The sequence below is a fragment of the Runella defluvii genome, from assembly GCF_014195535.1.
GTDB classification, from domain to species: Bacteria; Bacteroidota; Bacteroidia; order Cytophagales; family Spirosomataceae; genus Runella; species Runella defluvii.
The window spans coordinates 189,693-208,704 of the sequence record NZ_JACIBY010000013.1 but is presented as its reverse complement, the minus strand read 5'-3'; the positions used below and the strand labels follow the sequence as shown (position 1 = coordinate 208,704).

Genomic DNA, 19,012 nt, shown 5'->3' with positions numbered 1-19,012 from the left:
ATCGGTTTACAAAATTTTAATGACCATATTTCAATGAACGAATGTACTAATCTTTTTGACACTAAGAACATACTCAACTTTATAGCGCACAACAACTTTCGGGAGGTTAGCACTAGACATTCGGAAGATTAGTTCTAAACTCAGTAAAAGCTACGTTTTCTGCTTTTTTGAAGACTTTGCTAAAATGCGCCACATCTTCGTAACCAAGCTGATACGCAATCTCTTTGGCACTTAATTCGGAATAACGCGCCAAGCGCTTTGCTTCCAATACCAAACGGTTTTGGATAAAATCCTTGGCCGATGTCCCCGTTTCAGCTTTGATAACGTCGTTGAGGTGATTGGCCGTTAGGAGTTGTCGGTCGGCATAATCGCCCACTTTGTGAAACTGCTTGAACAACTGCTCCACATCGTTTTTAAACTGCTTCACAATCTCCGACTTACGCTTATCGAGGGGTTTATTGGGCAAATAGTTGGCCGCTTTGAAACGTTTGCACTGCACTAAAAACAGTTTTAACCACGCCCCCACGGCCTCCCATTTTTGCAGATTTGACTCCGCCACTTCGTTGGCAATGGCCGACAAAAACGGTTGAAGTTGGCGCATTTCGGTGGCCGTCAGTTCGATAGGGCGCGATTCGTCGCAGTTGAAAAACAAATCCATGTCGTACAACTGCGCGGGAGCAATGCTATAATTTTGAAGAAAATCGGGGCGAAACAACACCACGTGACCGCGCGGCGTGGGCTGCATCAGGGTCACGTGGTGAATTTGCTCAGGCGACACAAAATAAACGGTGTTGGGCCGTAGCGGATAATTGGTAAAATCAATTTGGTGCGTTCCTTCGGCTTCTTCCACCACCAATACCGTAAAGTAATCGTGGCGGTGGGGCAAATCAGGCGTTTGGTTGCGCCGTTCTTCCACCTCCTGCATCGTCCGATACACAAACGGAACCGAAAGGTGCGCTTGCCGAATGTGAATGGGCTCTTTCTCAGACATCATCCGAATCATAGACGATGACCTTTTCCCACAGGTGCGCGCAGTTTTCCACAAATTTGTGGTGAACAGGGTGGTCTTGATAGACATCTTGCGCTTCTTTAGTATCAAAAAGCATCAACCACGACACCGAATACGAACGGTCAATTACCCCACGGTGTGTATCGGCAACTTTGCCAATATGGGCCAATTTTACACCTTCAATCGACGTCAAGGTTTGCAAACCTGCCACAAGCGCCTCGCGATCAGCGGCACTATCAGGGTTGTTTAAGAAAAAGAATACGTGATGAACAAACATGCGTTTGGGGATTATTAGTTGGGTTATTACACAATTGGCAATAGAAGGCTAAAAATACGTTTTTTTACCTTTTTTTCTACAAAGTTCGGCGCAAAGTAGCCGTCGGAATATCAAGTTGTTCGCGGTATTTTGCCACGGTTCGGCGGGCAACGGGATACCCTTTTTCGGCCAATAATTCGGCCAATTGGAAATCGTTTAGCGGGCTTTGTTTGTCTTCCTGCGCCACCAACTCCGCCAAGGCCAGCTGAATTTGCCGATTCGATACTTCCTCACCCGAGTCAGTCTTAACACCTTCCGTAAACAAATCTTTGAGGTGAATGACGCCAAAAGGCGTTTGGGCGTATTTCCCGCTGGTCACCCTCGAAATCGTCGAAACGTCCATCTGAATCCGTTCGGCCACGTCGCGAAGTACCATCGGTTTGAGCATCCGCACATCGCCCGTTCGGAAATAGTCTTCCTGCAATTTCACAATCGTACGCATCGACTTCAACATCGTATTCTGACGCTGCTGAATGGCGTCGATGAGCCAGTTAGCGGCATTAATTTTGGAATTGACGTAGGTATTGGCCGCTCGTGATTTCCCCAAGTCATGGGTATATGATTTGTTGATTTTCAGCGGCGGAATCCGTCGATTGTTCAGTTCCACTTCTATCAAATCCCCATCGACCATGACGATGTAATCGGGAATCACGTTATCTTTTACGCCCAACACCTCTGCTTGGTTGCTTGTACTAACAGGCTGAGGGTTAAGTGTTCCGACAAACGCCAATACATCTTTGAGTTGATTAGCATTGATTCCCAGCCCTTTCATGAGCTTTTCGTAACTACGCCCCGCCAAGTCATCAAAGTGTTTCTTGACCAGTTCTTTGGCCAACGTAGCTTCAGGCTCCTGACGCCGTTCCAACTGCAACAACAAACAATCTTGCAGGTTTTTAGCTCCTAAACCCGCAGGCTCCATGTGGCGTAGCAGGTCAATCAACTCCACCATTTCGGTGACTTCCACGTAAATTCCGCTCGTAAACGAAACATCATCTGCCAACGCCTCGGCGGTATAAGTCAAGTATCCTTCGTCGGTCAGGGAATCTACCAAAAAATCGGATAAAATCTGTTGCCGCTCCGTCAGCAAGAGCAAATGAAACTGTTCCTTTAACTCTTGTCGCCAAGAAACATTTTCAACTACGGCAGGGGTATAAGTTGTATCGTCGTCAGAATAATTATTGACCCGTGTTTTGTAATCAGGCACATCATCGTCTCTAAATTCATCCCAATCCATGTAATCTTGGGTACGGTCATCGCCACGGTCACTGACACCACCCTCGGCGGCATTATCCCAGTCGTCGTCTGTCGAGTCTTCATTCCCTTCGTCCAAAAAAGGATTTTCTTCCAGCTCGTTTTTGATATGTTGCTCCAACTCAAGGGTATTGAGTTGCAAAAAGTTGAGCAACTGTATCTGCGCTGGGGATATTTTGAGCGATTGTTTCTGTGTCTGAACTAAATTTAACATAGCTGGCTGTTGGTGACCAAAACATTCTTATACATCATGGTAACGTAAAAGCAACGTATTGATTACCTTTTTTTGTTCCAAGTTTCGTTCCTCCGCAGGCCATCACAATGTACTGTTTGCCATTGACCTGATAGGTAGCAGGCGTTGCAAAGGCGGCCGCGGGGAGTTTGGTTTCCCAAAGCAATTTACCTGTTTTTTTGTCAAATGCCCTAAACATTCCATCTTTCGTGGCGGCAATAAACAGCAGTCCACTGGCCGTAATCACGGGGCCACCGTAGTTTTCTACCCCCGTATTTTTTATTCCTTTTTCGAGCAATGCAGGCTCATATCCAAAAGGAATTTTCCAACGGTATTCCCCCGTATTGAGGTCAATGGCGTTGAGTGTTCCCCAAGGCGGCGTAATGGCTGGGAGCCCTTTGCTGTCCAAAAACTTATTGTAACCCGTGCTTGTGTAAGGTAAGTAAGGCATTTTTGAATTACCGCCGCCGCTGGCTTCTTTTTTCTCTTCACCAAACAAAAATGCCACCAACGCCTGCTTGTCGGCCGCGCTGAGGGTCGTAAAACCTGGCATCATGCCTTTGCCCGACGTAATGAGGTTGGACACGAAGGCTTTGTCGCGTTTGGTTGAAATATCCACCAACGACGGATACCCACTTTTGGCATTTCCCTTCCGTTCTGGCCCGTGGCAAGAGGTACAAAGCGTGGCATAAGTACGTTCGCCCAGTGGCAAATGCGCCAGCGCGTCTTGCTTAGGGGTGTCTTTCATGGTCAAAATCCACGCCATTTCGTTGCTGTTGACATACATGATACCCTCAGGATCCACGGCGGCCCCACCCCATTCGGCCCCACCGTCAAAGCCAGGAAAAATCACTGTTCCTTCTTTTGAAGGCGCGGCGAAGAGCGCATTCTTGTATTTTTTCACGTTCGCAATTAGCTCTTCGCGGTTTTCGGCATAGGGGCTGATTTCCTTTTCCGTCACCGTAGGCGACTGACGCGCAAATGGTGCAGGCTTGGTCGGGACGGGTTGGGTTGGCCACGTTTGTTCGCCCACCAAATTGGATTTGTGCGCAGGTACTTCTTTGATAGGAAACAGCGGCTTTCCCGTTACGCGGTCAAATACAAACACATAGCCTTGCTTCGTCACTTGGGCTACGGCGTCGATGTTCTTGCCATTTTGTTTAACCGTCACCAAATTGGGTGGAGCGGGTAAATCACGGTCCCACACGTCGTGGTGCATGGTTTGAAAATGCCACAATCGCTTGCCTGTACGCGCATCCAAGGCAAGTAAGCAGTTAGAAAACAAGTTTTGCCCTTTGCGATTTCCCGCATAAAAATCGTAGGCAGCCGAGCCCGTCGGCACGAACAAAATGCCTCGCTTGCGATCCACCGACATCCCCGACCAGTTGTTGGCCGCTCCTACATCCGTATTTTTATAGGCATTTTTGGGAAAGGTTTCGTACCCAAACTCTCCAGGATACGGAATGGTGTGGAAAGTCCACGCCAATTTCCCCGTTTTGACATTAAACGCCCGAATATCGCCTGGAGCAGCATCCGCCCCTTCCGACAACCGAACAGGCATCACAATCAGGTCTTCAAAAATGGTCCCAGGGGTGTTCGACACCATAAATTTATCTTTGGCCGATTCGGGTAATCCTGTGTGCAAATCCACCCGACCATTTTCGCCAAAAGAAGGAATCGTTTTACCCGTTTTTGCGTCGATGGCGTACAAATACGGCCCCATCGTGTGCAAAATTCGCTCGTCGTTTCCTTCCCGCCAATACGCCACGCCACGGCTGGTGCTCGCCCAGTTTTTGAGCGGATCGCCAAACCGCCACAATTCTTTTCCCGTAGCCGCATCCAAGGCAAACGCCTGCACGGAGGCCGTTACGCCGTACAAAACACCGTTGACCACAATCGGATTTACCTGCATTTGTCCCGAATCAGGTGTAGCATACGTCCACGCGACTTTCAAATTTTGCACGTTTTCGGGCGTAATCTGCGTAAGGGTAGAATAGTGATTCCGCTCAGGGCCGCCGAGGTATTCTGGCCATTCTTCCGAAGAAGTTTGGATTTTATTTCCCCAAGGAAACTGAGCAGCCACGAGGGCGATAAGCGCAACGGGAAGGAGACGTTTCATACGTAACAAAAATGAAGTTAATGCTTTCTTTTAAAGTCAGCTTTTGGGGGTCAGTTACTCACAAAGACAATAGGCAATACACATATCTTCTTTGCATTTGGGCGGTTTTGCTTTAAAATCAAATAAAAATGTGTTGATTTGAACCCTTGAATAACATTTACTAGAAAAAACCGTTACTTTCTCGGAGATTTAGTGATTATTTTGGCAAAATGTTTGCGGTAGCGTTTGGTATTATGATGAGACGATTAGCTTTCACCTTCTTATTGGGACTCTGTTTGCGAGTAGGTTACGCCCAAGACCCGCAGTTTTCGCAATTTTATGCGAACCCCTTGTACCTTAACCCTGCTTTTGCGGGGGGAGACTTGGCGCCTCGTGTCATGATGAACTACCGTAATCAATGGCCTGGGTTGTCGGCCAACTACGTTACTACTTCTTTCGCCGTTGATCATTATTTTTCCAATGTCAACAGCGGGGTTGGGTTGATGTTTGTCAATGATTCGCAAGGAACGGGAAGCCTTCGCAGCTCTGAAGTTTCGGGACAATATTCGTATCAGTTACGTTTCAACGAAAGCACTGCCTTGCGCATGGGCTTACAAGGTACGTACGGAAATCGCCGCGCCAATTTATCGGATTTGACGTTTGGCGACCAATACACCAACCGTGGTTTTACAGGCAATGCTACCGCCGACCCGATTGCACTTAACGGCTCGCCTTCAATACATTATTTAAGTTTTTCAACGGGACTTTTACTTTACTCCAACAAATATTGGATAGGCGTGGCAGCGCACCACATCAACCGCCCCGAACAAGGCTTTTTTCAAGTAGCGGATGGGACGCGCCTTCCCCTCAAAGGAAGTTTGCACGCGGGTTTGCGCATTCCGTTTGGGGGATACACGGGCTTAGGCGATGAATTAGACCGCGAAATGAGCATTTCGCCCGCTATCAATTATAAGTTTCAAGGAAAATACGACCAGCTCGATTTGGGGGTATATGTCACCTACTCACCCATTGTCCTTGGGCTTTGGTACCGTGGCTTGCCCATCAAAAAGTACGTCGCCAACATTTCTAACCGCGAGTCGCTCATTGCCTTGGTAGGTTACCGCCACGACCGTTTTTCGTTTGGGTATAGCTACGACATCACGGTGTCGTCGTTGGGGCTACCTAGCGGCGGTTCGCACGAGATTTCGCTCGCTTACACCTTCGACTACGAGCCTTCGCCCCGCAAACGTCGGGTGAAGAAAGACAAGCAATTGTCTTGTCCAAAATTCTAGGAAGCACTGAAAGTGGTTGTGAGCAACCGCGTTTCCGCATTTGAGCGCACGATGCACTACAACTTCACTTGATTCGCTACTACGTCTTTGAGGCGCTGGTCGTGGGTTACAACGACGAGGCTTGCCCCAATTTGCTCCGATTGATTTTTGAGAAGCGTAATTACTTTGTCACAGTTGTCATCGTCCAAGCTCGAAGTAGGCTCATCGGCCAAAATCACCGCAGGATTGTTCATCAAAGCACGGGCAATGCTCACGCGTTGCTGCTCCCCTTGGCTCAATTGATGCGTTTTTTTGGATAAATGTTCGGCAAAGCCCAACTCTTCGGCCAGCGCGCGAGCACGGTTTTTATCTTGAAATTTTTGGGCTAAATAATTGGGCAAAAGCACATTTTCCAACACGCTCAATGAACTCACAAAGTGAGGTTTTTGATAGACAATCCCGATTTGGCTCGCCCGAACCGCTGCCGCTTCTGCGACCGACAAGGGAGTAATGTCTTTGTCGCCAATCATGACGCTCCCCCCTTCGGGACGCAACAAAAGTGCCATTAAGTGAAGCAAAGTAGTTTTTCCTCGCCCCGACTGCCCCAAAATCAACAGGGCTTCACGGTCGGCGCAAGTTATGTCTGGAAACGTAAAACGTTTTTGTGGACTGTACGAAAACGTAAGGTTCTGGCAAGAAATCATTGATTTTTATGAGTTAGGAAATTCGGGAGGGTTATTCTCCCGAATCAAATCTTTCGTATCATTTTTATTGTCGAAAACGGCGTTTCACGATTTCAAGCAAATCGCCAACGACATCCCCCGTCATGTCCCAAAGGTACTGCGACGCAAATTTATACGTAATCAACGAACGGGCTGCATCGTAATCAGGGGCTTGTTCCAATTCCGAAATGGCCGTTTCGTAGGCACTGTTGCTTCCATTAAACAAATGGTGGATGAACATAAACTTCTGGTTCAACGGAATACTCTGCGAAATGCTGGTAATCGCTTGCTTCTGATACACATCCGAAATACTCGATTGCTCTACCCGCAAACGGTCATTGAGTGACTCTTTTACCCCATTTTCACTTCCACCAACCACCTGATTGAGGGTGGCGGGCGTAGGGTTTGCAGGAGCAGGCGGCGTATAGCTCACAGGCTCTTGTTTCTGCACAGGTTCTGTTGGTTTTGCTGGTATTGGCTCGGGCGCAGGAATAGCCACGGGCGTATATTCAGGCTCGGGTTCTTCTTCTGGCTCAGGTTCAGGAACAAGGGTATCAAAGAAGGAGCGATTAGGTTCATCAACTACCTTTGGCGGTTCAACGCGCGTTGTTTTTTTGACAAGATGGGTGATATCTAAGGGTACTTTTGCCGAAAAATGCCCTACCCACTGTTCAATATTATCCAGTTCGTCAGCGTGTTTTTGCAAGGCTTGCTCCGACCATTCAATCGCCTGATTCACATAAACGAAGCTGCGGTCTTTCATTCCTTTGGCCAGCTCTTGCGGAATAAATTTATTAAACCGAACGTACTTGCAAAGCTGCTGCACCAAATCGGCCGTCACCGAAAAATTAGCTTGGTCGCGAAAAAGCTCATTAAAATACGAGTTGGGATCAATCAATAATACCAACGTATTTTTGGTTGCCTCCAATAAAATAGGTTCTAGTGCTTCTCGCTTTACCGAAATGTTGCGCGAGACAACATTCATAAATTGCTTCAACGCTTCTTTTACCTCGCCCTGCTCAAAGTCGAAATAAGGACTACGGAAGGTCTCCGCATCGGCTCGCCATTTTTCGTATAAACTACTGATAACAAACAGATTTATCTGTGGAATCGCTGTCAAATTCAGAATTTGCTGACCCGACGCCGTGGTGTTCTGAGCAAAGAAATCATCGCATACTTTCCGCGCAAACCGCTGACTATAGTCATTGAGTGCGCTGAGATTAAACTTGTGGAGCATCCTAAAATTTGTTTGTTTTGTAAAGGTAATCGGCGAAAATCAGTTATCCGAATTATTTTAGTTCATAAGTCACTAGAACATCAACCCTACCGTATGTTTATTGAACCCAATCATCATTCCCAACCTAAACAAACAAGCCTTGGCTGGATAGAAGTCGTCTGTGGTTCGATGTTCTCTGGCAAAACCGAAGAGCTCATTCGCCGCCTCAATCGTGCTAAAATTGCGCGCCAAAAAGTTGAAATTTTTAAACCCGCCATTGATAAACGCTATCATGACGAGGACATTGTCTCGCACAACGAAAATTCGATTCGCTCTACTCCCGTCAATACCTCCGAAGAAATAGTACTTTTCGCAGGTGATTGCGACGTGGTCGGCATTGATGAAGCGCAATTTTTAGACCAAAATCTAGTCGAAGTTTGTAATAAACTTGCCAGCAGCGGAAAGCGCGTCATCGTCGCGGGCCTTGACATGGACTTTTCGGGCAAGCCTTTTGGGCCTATGCCGCTCTTAATGGCTGTGGCAGAATATGTTACAAAGGTCCACGCTATTTGTGTTACCTGTGGCTCGGTGGCCCAATACTCCTACCGAAAGGTAACGTCTCAAGATAAAATTTTACTGGGCGAAACCGACTCTTACGAGGCGCGTTGCCGAAGATGCTACCATTTGGGCGATTTGGCCTGATTCTTGTTGGCAATTTATATCGAATAAAAAACGCTACTTATGCGAGGTCTGCTTTCAACGTTGTGCTTTTTTCTAGTGTCATCTGCGCTTTATGCCCAGGGAGGTTACTTATTGCTTTCGGGTAAAATCATTGATAAAATATCCCAAAAACCTATCCCTCATGCGTACATTGGGATGATGAGTAAAGGCACAGGAACACTCACCAACGAAGACGGGCAGTTTTTCTACCGCTTCCCACGTATTGCGTCGGACTCGGCTTTGGTGGTCTCGGTGTTTGGCTACCAGCCTTTCCAACAAAAAGCGTCGGCGTTTCAACCCAACCAAAAAGACGTAGTCATTGAGCTTCAACCTGCTCAACTACGGGTAGTGGATAGTTCATACATCAAGTCGTTTGAAGCCCGAAATTGGGTGTCGGAAGCGTTGCGTAAAATCAAGAAAAACAGCTCGCCTAATCCTTACTTGTTAACAGGTTTTTACCGCGAATCGCTCCAGCAAAATGGCGAATACGTGGACATTCGCGAAGCGGTATTGCAAGCCGAAAAAGACCCTCGCCCCAAAATTTTGGTTCCTCAGAAGGTAAAAGCCCTTCGTGGGCGCAACTTTGCCAGTCAAAATCGCTCGAAAGTAATGGAAGGATACGCTTTCCCGAACGGTGCCAGTATTGTGACCAACTCCATTGACATTTCTATCCCCGAATACCTCGACGGCAAAAATTTGTACGATTACGCCTATGAGCTCGACGATACCATTACCACCTACCTCGACAAGCAAGTGTATCGGATTTTGTTCCGCCCCGTGAGCGCGAGTATCAAAGCGGCCCGCAACGGAATTATGTACATCAATTCTTCGGATACGGCCATCGTTCGCATCGAATATGACTTTACCCCCGAAGGCGTCAAAGACGTTTTGAAAACCAGTGCATCCGACAAGATGTTTGGCAAAACCAAACGCGACGCCAAGCGCCTCTACACCTGCATTAGCTACAAACCTTTTGGTGGGAAATGGTACTTGCAAGATTATCGAATGCTGTTGGACACCCAATTTGAACAAAAAAATACCCAAACATTAGGTACCATTAAGTTACAATTTGTGGCGACCGACATCCAAAAAAGCAACGGTATGCGAATTCCTGAAACGGATATTTTGATAGACACCGAAAGCTTCACCCAACAAACCGTTCCCAAATACGACGAGCTTATTTGGGGTAACTTCAACTTTGTCATTCCTTCCGAAGCCATGCGACAAATCATAAACGGCTTAGGAAAATAGCACAAATCGCAGTTTGAGAAAAGTGTTTTGAGCCAAGTACTCCGCAGTGTATTGTTCCTGAAAGTAAATTTTCTAACTTTAAGGGCAATCCTTCATTTACTTCAATGAAAACACTTCTTCAACCATTATTTGTACTTTTTTGGGTCGGAGCCTTTGCCCAAGCACCCACCATTACCCAATCTCTTTCGATGAAAAGCGTCGGAAGTCCGCAACTTTCTCCCGACGGCAAATGGGTCGCCTACGTTTTGACGGAAACCAATTGGGACGAAAACGCCTACGAAACCGAAATTTGGCTCGCCAACGTTGCCTCAGGTGAAAAATTTCAGTTGACCAACTCCAAAAAATCCAACAGCAGCCCCGTGTGGTCGCCCGACGGAAAGGTGCTGGCTTTTCTTTCTACCCGCGACGATAAAAGTCAAATTTATTGGATTCGACCGCAAGGTGGTGAAGCCAAAGCATTGACGAAGTTTGAAACAGGCGTATCGTCCTTTGATTTCGCTCCTGATGGCAAAAGCATCGTTTTTTTAGCCTCGGCTCCCGATACCAAAGCCTTCAAAGAACGCGTCGAAAAGTACAGCGATTACGAGGTAGTCCACGAAGACTACAAAATGACGCATTTATTCACGCTTCCGTTTGCCGATACCCTCAGTAAACTTCCTACGCCCAAAGCGTTGACCAAAGGCACTGACTTTTCAGTGGGTGGTTTTTCATTGTCTCCCGATGGCAAAAAAATCGCCTTTGATGCCGCCAAAAATCCCGATTTAATCAATTCGCACACTTCAGATATTTACGTGTTGACGTTGGCGGATAGCTCGTTGACTAAAATTGTTTCCCTCAAAGGCCCCGATTCTAACCCCGTTTGGTCGCCCGACGGCAGCCAAATCGCGTTTAGCACCACCAACGAAGACGAGTTCTTTTTCTACGCCAACCGCTACATTGCCGTCGTTCCCGAAAAAGGAGGCACACCCGTGGTGATTAGCCAAAGTTTTGACGAAAACGCCAGCCTTTTAAAATGGTCTGCGAATGGAATTTGGTTTAGTGGGCTCCAAAAAACAACCGCTCATTTGTTTTTGCTCAACCCCAGCACCAAGAAATTCACCAAAATCACCCAACCCTCGGATGCGTTGGCCACTCAATTTTCGTTTTCCAACGACTTCCAACAACTTGCCTGCGTTTTGACTTCGCCCAATCGCCTCGCAGAAATCGTGGTTTCATCCACCAACGCCTTTGCCCCCAAAACGCTTACCCAACTAGGTGAACAATTGAAGCCGTTCAAAACAGCCACTCGCGAGGTAGTCAGTTGGAAATCAAAAGACGGAACCACCATCGAAGGCGTGTTGATAAAGCCTGCCAACTTTGACCCTACCAAAAAATACCCGTTGTTGGTGGTAATTCACGGTGGGCCTACGGGCATCGACCTCCCAAGCATTGCTGCCGACCGCTACTACCCCATCGAGTTGTTTGCGGCCAAAGGGGCACTTATTCTCCGTCCCAACTACCGTGGCTCAGCGGGCTACGGCAAGGCATTTCGGGCGCTCAACGTCCGCAATTTGGGCGTCGGTGACTACGATGATGTCATCTCGGGCGTTGATTTTTTGATTGGGAAAGGTATAGTGGACAAAGACAAAGTAGGCGCCATGGGCTGGAGCCAAGGGGGGTATATTTCGGCCTTTATCACTACGTTCAGCGACCGATTTAAAGCCACGTCGGTAGGAGCAGGAATTTCTAACTGGGCCACGTATTACCAAAACACCGACATCACTCCTTTTACCCGCCAATACCTCAAAGGAACGCCTTGGAGCGACCCCGATATTTACCGCAAAACCTCGCCCATTTCGTACATCAAAACCGCTAAAACGCCGACGCTCATCCAACACGGCGAGCTAGACAGGCGCGTTCCGATTGCTAATGCGTATGAGCTTCGTTTGGCGCTGGAAGATTTCAACGTTCCCGTTAAAATGGTCGTTTACAAAGGCTTTGGCCACGGAATCACCAAACCCAAACAAATGCGGCAGGTGATGGAAGAAAATTTATCGTGGTTTAGCCAATGGGTTTTTGGTGAAAATGCCGCCAAATAACCTACTCTTCTTTTTCTTAAATAAATACTCTATACCTTAATGAAAAAATTACTGTCTCTTTTGTTCTTCACTGCCGTGATTGCTCACGCTCAGTCTCAAACAGACTTAGAAACAACCGTTAAAAAACACGTTAAAAACTACTACGGCAACCTCTACGATTTTATGAGTTTGCCGAGCAATGCGCACATCAAAGAACAAATTCAGCCCAACCTCGATTGGCTCAAAAAAGCCTTTGAAAAACAAGGATTTACTACGGAATTTTTACCAACAGCAGGTCATCCCGTCTTTTTTGCAGAAAAAAAATCGGCTAAACCCGCTCCTGGGCCACTCAAAACGCTGCTCTTTTACATGCACTTCGATGGGCAGCCCGTGGAGCCTGAAAAATGGCAACAGGAGTCTCCCTATAAACCCGTTTTGAAGAAAAAAAGCGCTAACGGTCAATGGGAAGCCATTTCTTGGGATAACCTTCAGACGGCCTACGACCCCGAATGGCGGATTTTTGCCCGCGCCGTTTCGGACGATAAAGGGCCAATTTTGATGTTATTGGCGGCGTTGGACATGATGCAAAAAGAAAACGTGCAGTCGCCTTACCACCTCAAAGTGATTTTGGACAGCGAGGAGGAAATTGGCGCGCCGCATTTGGCCGAAATGGTCAAAACGCACAAGGGAAAACTAGGCGCAGATTTTCTGATGGTGATGGACGGCGGGCGGCATTTGTCGAACGAACCGACCCTTACCTACGGCTGCCGTGGTATTGCGTCGATTACGCTGACTACTTATGGACCCAAAATTTCACAACACAGCGGCCACTACGGCAATTATGCCCCCAATCCTGCGCTTCGGATGGCGCAATTGTTGGCCTCAATGAAAGATGAAGACGGTCGTGTGACCATTCCTGGCTACTACGACGGTATCACGATTGACGCCAGCGCGCGCAAAATCCTAGCCGCCGTCCCCGACGATCCTGAATTGATTCGTCAAAAACTGGTCTTTACCCAACCCGACAAAGTAGGTGCTAATTACCAAGAATCCTTGCAATACCCTTCGCTCAACATCCGTGGGTTGGTTTCTGCCAATATTGGAGAAAAAGCCAACACGATTGTGCCCGACGAAGCCACGGCCGAAATCGACATCCGTTTGGTGCCCGAATCTAGCCCTGAGCGCTTGATTGGCTTGGTCAAAAAACACATCGAAAGTAAAGGTTATGTTATTTTAGACCGAAAACCCACCGATGCCGAACGATTGAAATACCCCAAAATCGTCACTTTACTCGAACGTGAAGCGCGGATGTTGCCTTTCCGTACCGATTTTGGGATTTATCCTGACCGTTGGCTAACGGCAGTGATTGTTCGTACGTTTGGGAAAGAGCCGATTAAGATTCGGATGACGGGTGGTTCGGTGCCGATTGTGCCCTTTTTGCGGGAATTAAATTTACCCGCCATTCACGTTCCGATGGTGAACTCGGACAACAACCAACACGCCGCCAACGAAAACCTCCGCCTCGGCAATTACGTGGAGGGAATAAAAACGTGGATGGCCATTTTGACCCAACCAGAAGTCAAATAAGTGTCGAGTGTCAAATGCAGAATGTCGAATGGGCTTATTCGACATTCTGCATCGCTCGGGCGCCCCCGTTTGCACTCGACATTACTTTTTACTTATGACTTTGCTCTTTACTCCTACGCCAAGTTCTACTTCTTTTTTGGCACCAGTGGCGTCGGTGTGGAGCAGTTTGATGGACTCCGAACGGTCACCCATTACTTTGAGCAATACGTCCTTGTCTTTTCCGTAGGTAATGCCGTCGAGTGTGATGTTTTTGCTGTTTTGCACTTGCATCACCGTTTTGTCGCTGGTCAACATCGTGACGTTTTTGAGGTTAATATTTTCACCTTCTACGCATACCAAGCCCTTGTTGGCCTCGATGTAGGCATTGTCAATGTTAATATTTTTGATGCTCATTTCGGGCAAGCCTCGTACCATAATCGCCGTTTCTGCGCCTTTGCACACAATATTTTTGATGTAAAAGTTTTTAAACTGCGGCGTTCCTTCATTCAACGGCTCAGCTTTAATGACAGGCAACTCGTTGGATTCGCCTACCAACGCCACGGGATCTTTGGCCGCATAATACATGTCAAAAATGACGGCTTCGCCTGGGATTTCGGTCATGTTGATGTCGGTGACGTAAATGTCTTCTACTACGCCTCCCCGACCGCGGGCTGTCTTAAATCGAAGCCCCACGTCCGAGCCCATAAACGTACAGTTGGAAACAAACATATTGCGCACGCCCCCCGACATTTCGGAGCCAATCACAAACCCGCCATGTGCGTGATATACTTTACAATCTCTGACAATGAAATTTTCGGTAGGCACGCCACGTTTGCGGCCTTGCTCGTCACGCCCCGACTTAATCGTAATTCCGTCGTCGCCCGTATCAAAAGTACATCCTTCCAAAATTCCGTTACGGCACGATTCTAAGTCAATGGCATCACTGTTTTGGGCGTACCAATAATTTCGCACATTCACGTTGCGAACGCTGATGTGGTCACACAACAACGGGTGAAGCGTCCAAGCGGGGGAATTTTGAAACGTAACTCCCTCAATCAAAACACTTTTGCAACGAGTTAGACTTACCATGTTGGGGCGTAGAAAATCTTTGTACGACGCCAATTCAGCTTGCGTCGGATGCACTCCGTTCAAAATACGACCCGCGTTGGGCGTGTTATTTCCTTTTTTCGACTGCTCCGACGGATACCACATATCGCCTTTTTCGCTCACGACTCCGCCCGATTTTTGAAGAGCAATCCACTGCGAAGTCGTTTGTTTTTCGCGTTTGATGGCGCGCCAAACGTCACCACCTCCGTCGATAACGCCTTCGCCCGTAATACCGATATTGGTCAAGTCCACGCCCCAAATCGGTGCCTGACAACGGTACGATTCTTGACCCTCCCAGGTCGTAACCACAATTGGATAATCGTCGTGGTTGCGGCTGTACTGCAACAATGCGTTTTTGGCCAAGTGAAGATTCACGTTGTTTTTCAGCACAATCGGCCCCGTTACCCACAAGCCTGCGGGAATCAGGACGGTTCCGCCACCTGCTTCGTTGCACACATCAATCGCCTGTTGAATCGCCTTGGTATTGACCGTATAACCATCGGCTTTGGCGCCGTAACGAACGATGTTAAACGTATCTTTACGAAAGGTAGGCGTGGCGTATTTTGGAAGTTCAAACGCGTATTTGTTCGTAAACTCCGATTTTTTTACAAAACTTTTAAGGTCAATCGGTAATTCCATGATGCCTTCCATCACCAAACTCGCCATCACAGCCGCTCCGTATTTTGAGAAGTGCGTATCGTCGGTCAATCCTTTTGGATTTTTTGGAAAAACATTGGCTCCGTAGTGCAAAAACAGCAACTTTGACGCCTCTACCCCGTGCTTTTCAATCACTTTCTGACTTTTGGCGTGCAAGTCAACGATAGGAACTTTCAATTCTTTGGCCACCTCTTTCACTACCTGTGGATACTCGCCGTGTTGGTCCACAAACGCCCCGTTTTCGTCAAATTTACGGCGCATCACGGGCGTAATTAGCAACGGATTTCCACCTTTGGCGCGCGTTTCGTTCACAAAACGAATCAAATTTTGGCGGTACAAGGTCTGCGCAGGAGCCGAGCGGGTCGTATCGGCCACTTTTTGGTCGTTGTGCCCAAACTGAATAAACACCCAGTCGCCCTTTTTCACCTGCGACACCACTTTTTGCCAGCGGCCTTCGGTGATAAAGCTTTTGGTGCTACGGCCATTCACGGCGTGATTTTGCACTTTGACAGCCTCGTTGAAATAGGACGGCAGCACCATGCCCCAGCCCGTTTCGGGCGCGTCGGCGGGGAGTTTGTCGGCCAAAGTTGAGTCGCCGCACAAAAATATCGTCAATTGATCGTCGGCAGGGTGAAAAGCCGTCAGAGAAAGTAGGAGAAAAATTCGAAGAAGTAGTTTCATTGGGTTGGTTTGAATAGCCATAATTATCTACGAGATTAGCCCATAGAGTAGTACAAAACAACCTATTAATTGGATTTTTTTATGCAATCGTTATCGGCAACGTTGCCAAAAGCTCTCATTTCCTTACTTAAACCACGGTTCCCAATCTAATTTGTACTTCAAACCACTTTTTCGTTCGCCCACTACTTTGGCAGGAACTCCCGCCACCATCGCCATCGGAGCCACGTCTTTGGTGACGATACTACCCGCCGCCACCACAGCCCCTCGGCCTATTCGCACACCAGGCATGATGGTCACCCGAGAGGCAATCCACGCATAATCTTCGATGACGACGTCTTTGCCCCAAACACGGTGAAAATCGTCGTGAGGGTCGTGCGAGAGCGTCCAAATGTTTACTTCTTGGGCAATGTCCACGTGGTTTCCAATCACCAATCGTCCGCCTCGACCATCCAACAAGGTATGTTTATTGATAAAGCAGCCGTCGCCAATTTCGATGTTTTTTCCGTTCCGAAACTCCACTTTCATCATCACAAAACCTTTTTCTCCCAGTTTGCTTATGGTTTGATGAATGAAAAAACGCCGAACAGCATGAAAGGGAATCGACATGACCCATTCTCGAAAGAGATAATCTTTGAAGGCTAAAAAAGCCGAATAGAGCGCAACGATGGTTTTCTTCATGCTTCAAATGTAAGCAGATTCGCCTAACTTTGTAGCACACAAAACGCATACTCACTTGGAAAAAACATACGACATCATCATTGTAGGAGGCGGTATCGTTGGTTTGGCAACGGCGCTTAAACTCAAGCAACAACGTCCCAAGACTCGGTTGTTGGTGATTGAAAAAGAAGATGAAGTAGCCATGCACCAAACAGGCCACAACAGCGGTGTGATTCACTCGGGCTTGTATTACAAACCTGGTAGCCTCAAAGCAACCAATTGCATTCGGGGGTATCAGATGCTCATTGATTTTGCCGAACAAGAAGGCATTCCGTATGACCTTTGTGGGAAAATTGTGGTGGCAACCCGCCCCGAACAAGTACCGATTTTGGAAGGGCTTTACGAACGCGGCCACCAAAACGGCTTGACAGGTTTCAAAATGCTCGACCTTGCAGGTATGCGTGAATACGAGCCTCACGTACAAGGCATTAAAGGTTTTTTTGTTCCCCAAACAGGCATCATCAATTACAAAGCCGTTTGCGAAAAATACGCCGAAAAAGTGCGCGAATTAGGCGGAGAAATTATCTTTGGTCAACGCGTTACGGGGATTCAGCAGGGGGAAAAGTTCTCTAACGTCATTACGGAACAAAGTTACCACCAAACCAAACTCGTAATCAACTGCGCGGGGTTGTATTCCGACAAAGTAGCTCAGTTTACCCAGCAAGACCCGATTCATTTACGCATTATTCCATTCAGAGGGGAGTACTTCGAAATCAAACCCGAGAAACAACATTTGGTCAAAAACCTCATTTATCCCGTTCCCGACCCGAACTTCCCGTTTTTGGGCGTTCACTTTACGCGGATGATTGGCGGTGGCGTCGAAGCAGGACCGAATGCGGTGTTGGCTTTCCGCCGCGAAGGGTATAAAAAATTGGACATTCACGCCAAAGAACTTTGGCAAACGCTCACGTGGCCAGGTTTTCAGAAAGTAGCCGCGAAATATTGGCAAACGGGCTTAGGAGAAATGTATCGCTCGTTTTCAAAAGCGGCTTTTACCAAAGCCTTGCAAGAATTAATTCCCGAAATTAAAGAAAGCGACTTGGTGCCAGGCGGTGCAGGCGTGCGAGCCCAAGCTTGCGACCGCGACGGCGGCTTACTCGATGACTTCAGCATCATCGAACGCCCCAACGCCATCAACGTTTGCAATGCCCCTTCTCCCGCCGCGACTTCGTCGCTGTCGATTGGCCAAACCGTGGCAGAACTGGCGCTGAAGCGATTTTAGTTTTGTAAGTGCGTGCGGTTGTGAGCAACCGCACGCACACTTTCCTATTTATTCACAATCTCTACTTCAAAAAGAAGCGGAGCGTAAGGCCGAATCACGGAACCCGAGCCAGTGGTGCCATACCCTAATGATGAAGGGAAGATGAGAGTGGCTTTTTCGCCGAGGCGCATCTTGCTAATTCCTTCTTCAAAACCTTTGATTACACCGCCTGAGCCTATTTTTACCGAAATTTCTCCCGTATCAAACTGTTTGTCAGTCAACAGTTTTCCTGTGTATTTTACCGAAACTACATCTCCTGCTTTCACTTGGGCATTGGTGGTAGTGGTGGTTAAGAAAAACCGCAGGCCAGACGATGTTTTTTCCGTAATTGTCAGGTTTTTTGACGAAATATAATCTTCCATTTGTTGCTCTTCATTACGCACTTTTACCAATTCTACGTCTGCCCCTACCGCCGAATAAGCAGGCAACTGCGCATCCGATTGGCTCCCAAAAGCAAGCGTATGGTTCATCAAAAACAGCCCTTGCTCGCCTTGGCGCATCATCGCAATGCCTTCATCCATGCCAAGAATGAGGCGATTGACGCCATAGATGTACGAAAAAGGAACGTTCTTAACACGCTCGGTACTGTCGAATTTCACCCCCGACATTTTGAACAATGTATAGTGAATCGACACCTCATCCCCGACGTTTGGTTTTTGACCTGTGGGGTTGGTTTTTAAAATGTTATAATACAAACCCGATGTACTTTTTTGCATCGTAAGCTGCTTCGACGAGATGTAGTTTTGAATGTCCAGCTCGTTTTGTTCGTACTGTTTTTGTGCATCGTTTTCGAGCATGGTTTGACAAGAAACAATGCTCAGGGCGGATACCACCGCAATTACTAAGTGAATCTTCTTCATTTGTTTGTTGAGAGTGATTG

At 47.5% G+C, this 19,012-nt stretch carries 15 protein-coding genes; 6 read left to right on the top strand and 9 right to left on the bottom strand.

Annotated elements, in window-relative coordinates:
* Window positions 1-112 precede the first annotated feature (112 nt).
* The 4 genes from FHS57_RS24795 to FHS57_RS24780 all read right to left on the bottom strand — a co-directional run bounded on the left by FHS57_RS24795 (window position 113) and on the right by FHS57_RS24780 (window position 4,927).
* A complete protein-coding gene (locus tag FHS57_RS24795) occupies window positions 113-1,003 on the bottom strand; it encodes an AraC family transcriptional regulator (RefSeq protein ID WP_221225726.1) in 891 nt (296 codons plus the stop codon).
* Complete coding sequence (locus FHS57_RS24790; RefSeq protein ID WP_028523984.1) at window positions 984-1,286, bottom strand: Dabb family protein; 303 nt, start codon at window positions 1,284-1,286, stop codon at window positions 984-986. Before FHS57_RS24790 ends, FHS57_RS24795 begins: the two co-directional genes overlap by 20 nt.
* A gap of 76 nt (window positions 1,287-1,362) precedes the next feature.
* Window positions 1,363-2,790, bottom strand: coding sequence for an RNA polymerase factor sigma-54 (rpoN, locus tag FHS57_RS24785; protein WP_183978403.1), 1,428 nt, complete (start codon window positions 2,788-2,790; stop codon window positions 1,363-1,365).
* 34 nt (window positions 2,791-2,824) lie between these two features.
* Window positions 2,825-4,927, bottom strand: coding sequence for an outer membrane protein assembly factor BamB family protein (locus FHS57_RS24780; RefSeq protein ID WP_183978401.1), 2,103 nt, complete (start codon window positions 4,925-4,927; stop codon window positions 2,825-2,827).
* Window positions 4,928-5,160: 233 nt separating this feature from the next.
* On the opposite strand from FHS57_RS24780, the gene FHS57_RS24775 reads away from it, so the two are divergent.
* Entirely contained in the window at window positions 5,161-6,198 is a 1,038-nt protein-coding gene (locus tag FHS57_RS24775) for a PorP/SprF family type IX secretion system membrane protein (protein WP_229601446.1), read from the top strand.
* Between the two features lie 56 nt (window positions 6,199-6,254).
* Here the strand turns inward: FHS57_RS24775 and FHS57_RS24770 are convergent, their stop codons facing one another.
* Window positions 6,255-6,881, bottom strand: coding sequence for an ABC transporter ATP-binding protein (locus FHS57_RS24770; protein ID WP_122932462.1), 627 nt, complete (start codon window positions 6,879-6,881; stop codon window positions 6,255-6,257).
* 64 nt (window positions 6,882-6,945) lie between these two features.
* Window positions 6,946-8,136 (bottom strand): DUF8457 domain-containing protein, encoded by a 1,191-nt coding sequence (locus FHS57_RS24765; RefSeq protein WP_183978397.1) that lies wholly within the window; start codon window positions 8,134-8,136, stop codon window positions 6,946-6,948.
* Between the two features lie 93 nt (window positions 8,137-8,229).
* Between FHS57_RS24765 and FHS57_RS24760 the strand changes: the two genes are divergently transcribed.
* The 4 genes from FHS57_RS24760 (at window position 8,230) to FHS57_RS24745 (ending at window position 13,730) form a co-directional block, all read left to right on the top strand.
* Window positions 8,230-8,817 carry a thymidine kinase gene (locus tag FHS57_RS24760; RefSeq protein WP_183978395.1) on the top strand — a complete coding sequence of 196 codons (588 nt, stop codon included), beginning with the start codon at window positions 8,230-8,232 and terminating at the stop codon, window positions 8,815-8,817.
* Between the two features lie 39 nt (window positions 8,818-8,856).
* Window positions 8,857-10,086 (top strand): carboxypeptidase-like regulatory domain-containing protein, encoded by a 1,230-nt coding sequence (locus tag FHS57_RS24755; RefSeq protein ID WP_221225725.1) that lies wholly within the window; start codon window positions 8,857-8,859, stop codon window positions 10,084-10,086.
* A gap of 104 nt (window positions 10,087-10,190) precedes the next feature.
* Window positions 10,191-12,164 carry a S9 family peptidase gene (locus FHS57_RS24750; RefSeq protein ID WP_183978392.1) on the top strand — a complete coding sequence of 658 codons (1,974 nt, stop codon included), beginning with the start codon at window positions 10,191-10,193 and terminating at the stop codon, window positions 12,162-12,164.
* Between the two features lie 39 nt (window positions 12,165-12,203).
* Window positions 12,204-13,730: a M20/M25/M40 family metallo-hydrolase gene (locus tag FHS57_RS24745; protein ID WP_183978390.1), complete on the top strand. Its 1,527-nt coding sequence runs from the start codon at window positions 12,204-12,206 to the stop codon at window positions 13,728-13,730.
* Between the two features lie 81 nt (window positions 13,731-13,811).
* On the opposite strand, the gene FHS57_RS24740 is transcribed toward FHS57_RS24745, so the two are convergent.
* The gene (locus tag FHS57_RS24740) at window positions 13,812-16,154 is read right to left on the bottom strand and encodes a glycosyl hydrolase family 28 protein (RefSeq protein WP_183978388.1); all 2,343 of its coding nucleotides are present in this window, start codon (window positions 16,152-16,154) and stop codon (window positions 13,812-13,814) included.
* 123 nt (window positions 16,155-16,277) lie between these two features.
* Window positions 16,278-16,832, bottom strand: coding sequence for an acyltransferase (locus FHS57_RS24735; RefSeq protein ID WP_183978387.1), 555 nt, complete (start codon window positions 16,830-16,832; stop codon window positions 16,278-16,280).
* A 55-nt stretch (window positions 16,833-16,887) separates the two neighbouring features.
* On the opposite strand from FHS57_RS24735, the gene lhgD reads away from it, so the two are divergent.
* Window positions 16,888-18,093, top strand: coding sequence for an L-2-hydroxyglutarate dehydrogenase (gene lhgD / locus FHS57_RS24730; RefSeq protein ID WP_183978386.1), 1,206 nt, complete (start codon window positions 16,888-16,890; stop codon window positions 18,091-18,093).
* A 44-nt stretch (window positions 18,094-18,137) separates the two neighbouring features.
* Here the strand turns inward: lhgD and FHS57_RS24725 are convergent, their stop codons facing one another.
* Window positions 18,138-18,992, bottom strand: a complete 855-nt coding sequence (locus FHS57_RS24725; protein WP_183978384.1) for an FKBP-type peptidyl-prolyl cis-trans isomerase — start codon at window positions 18,990-18,992, stop codon at window positions 18,138-18,140.
* Window positions 18,993-19,012: the final 20 nt, after the last annotated feature.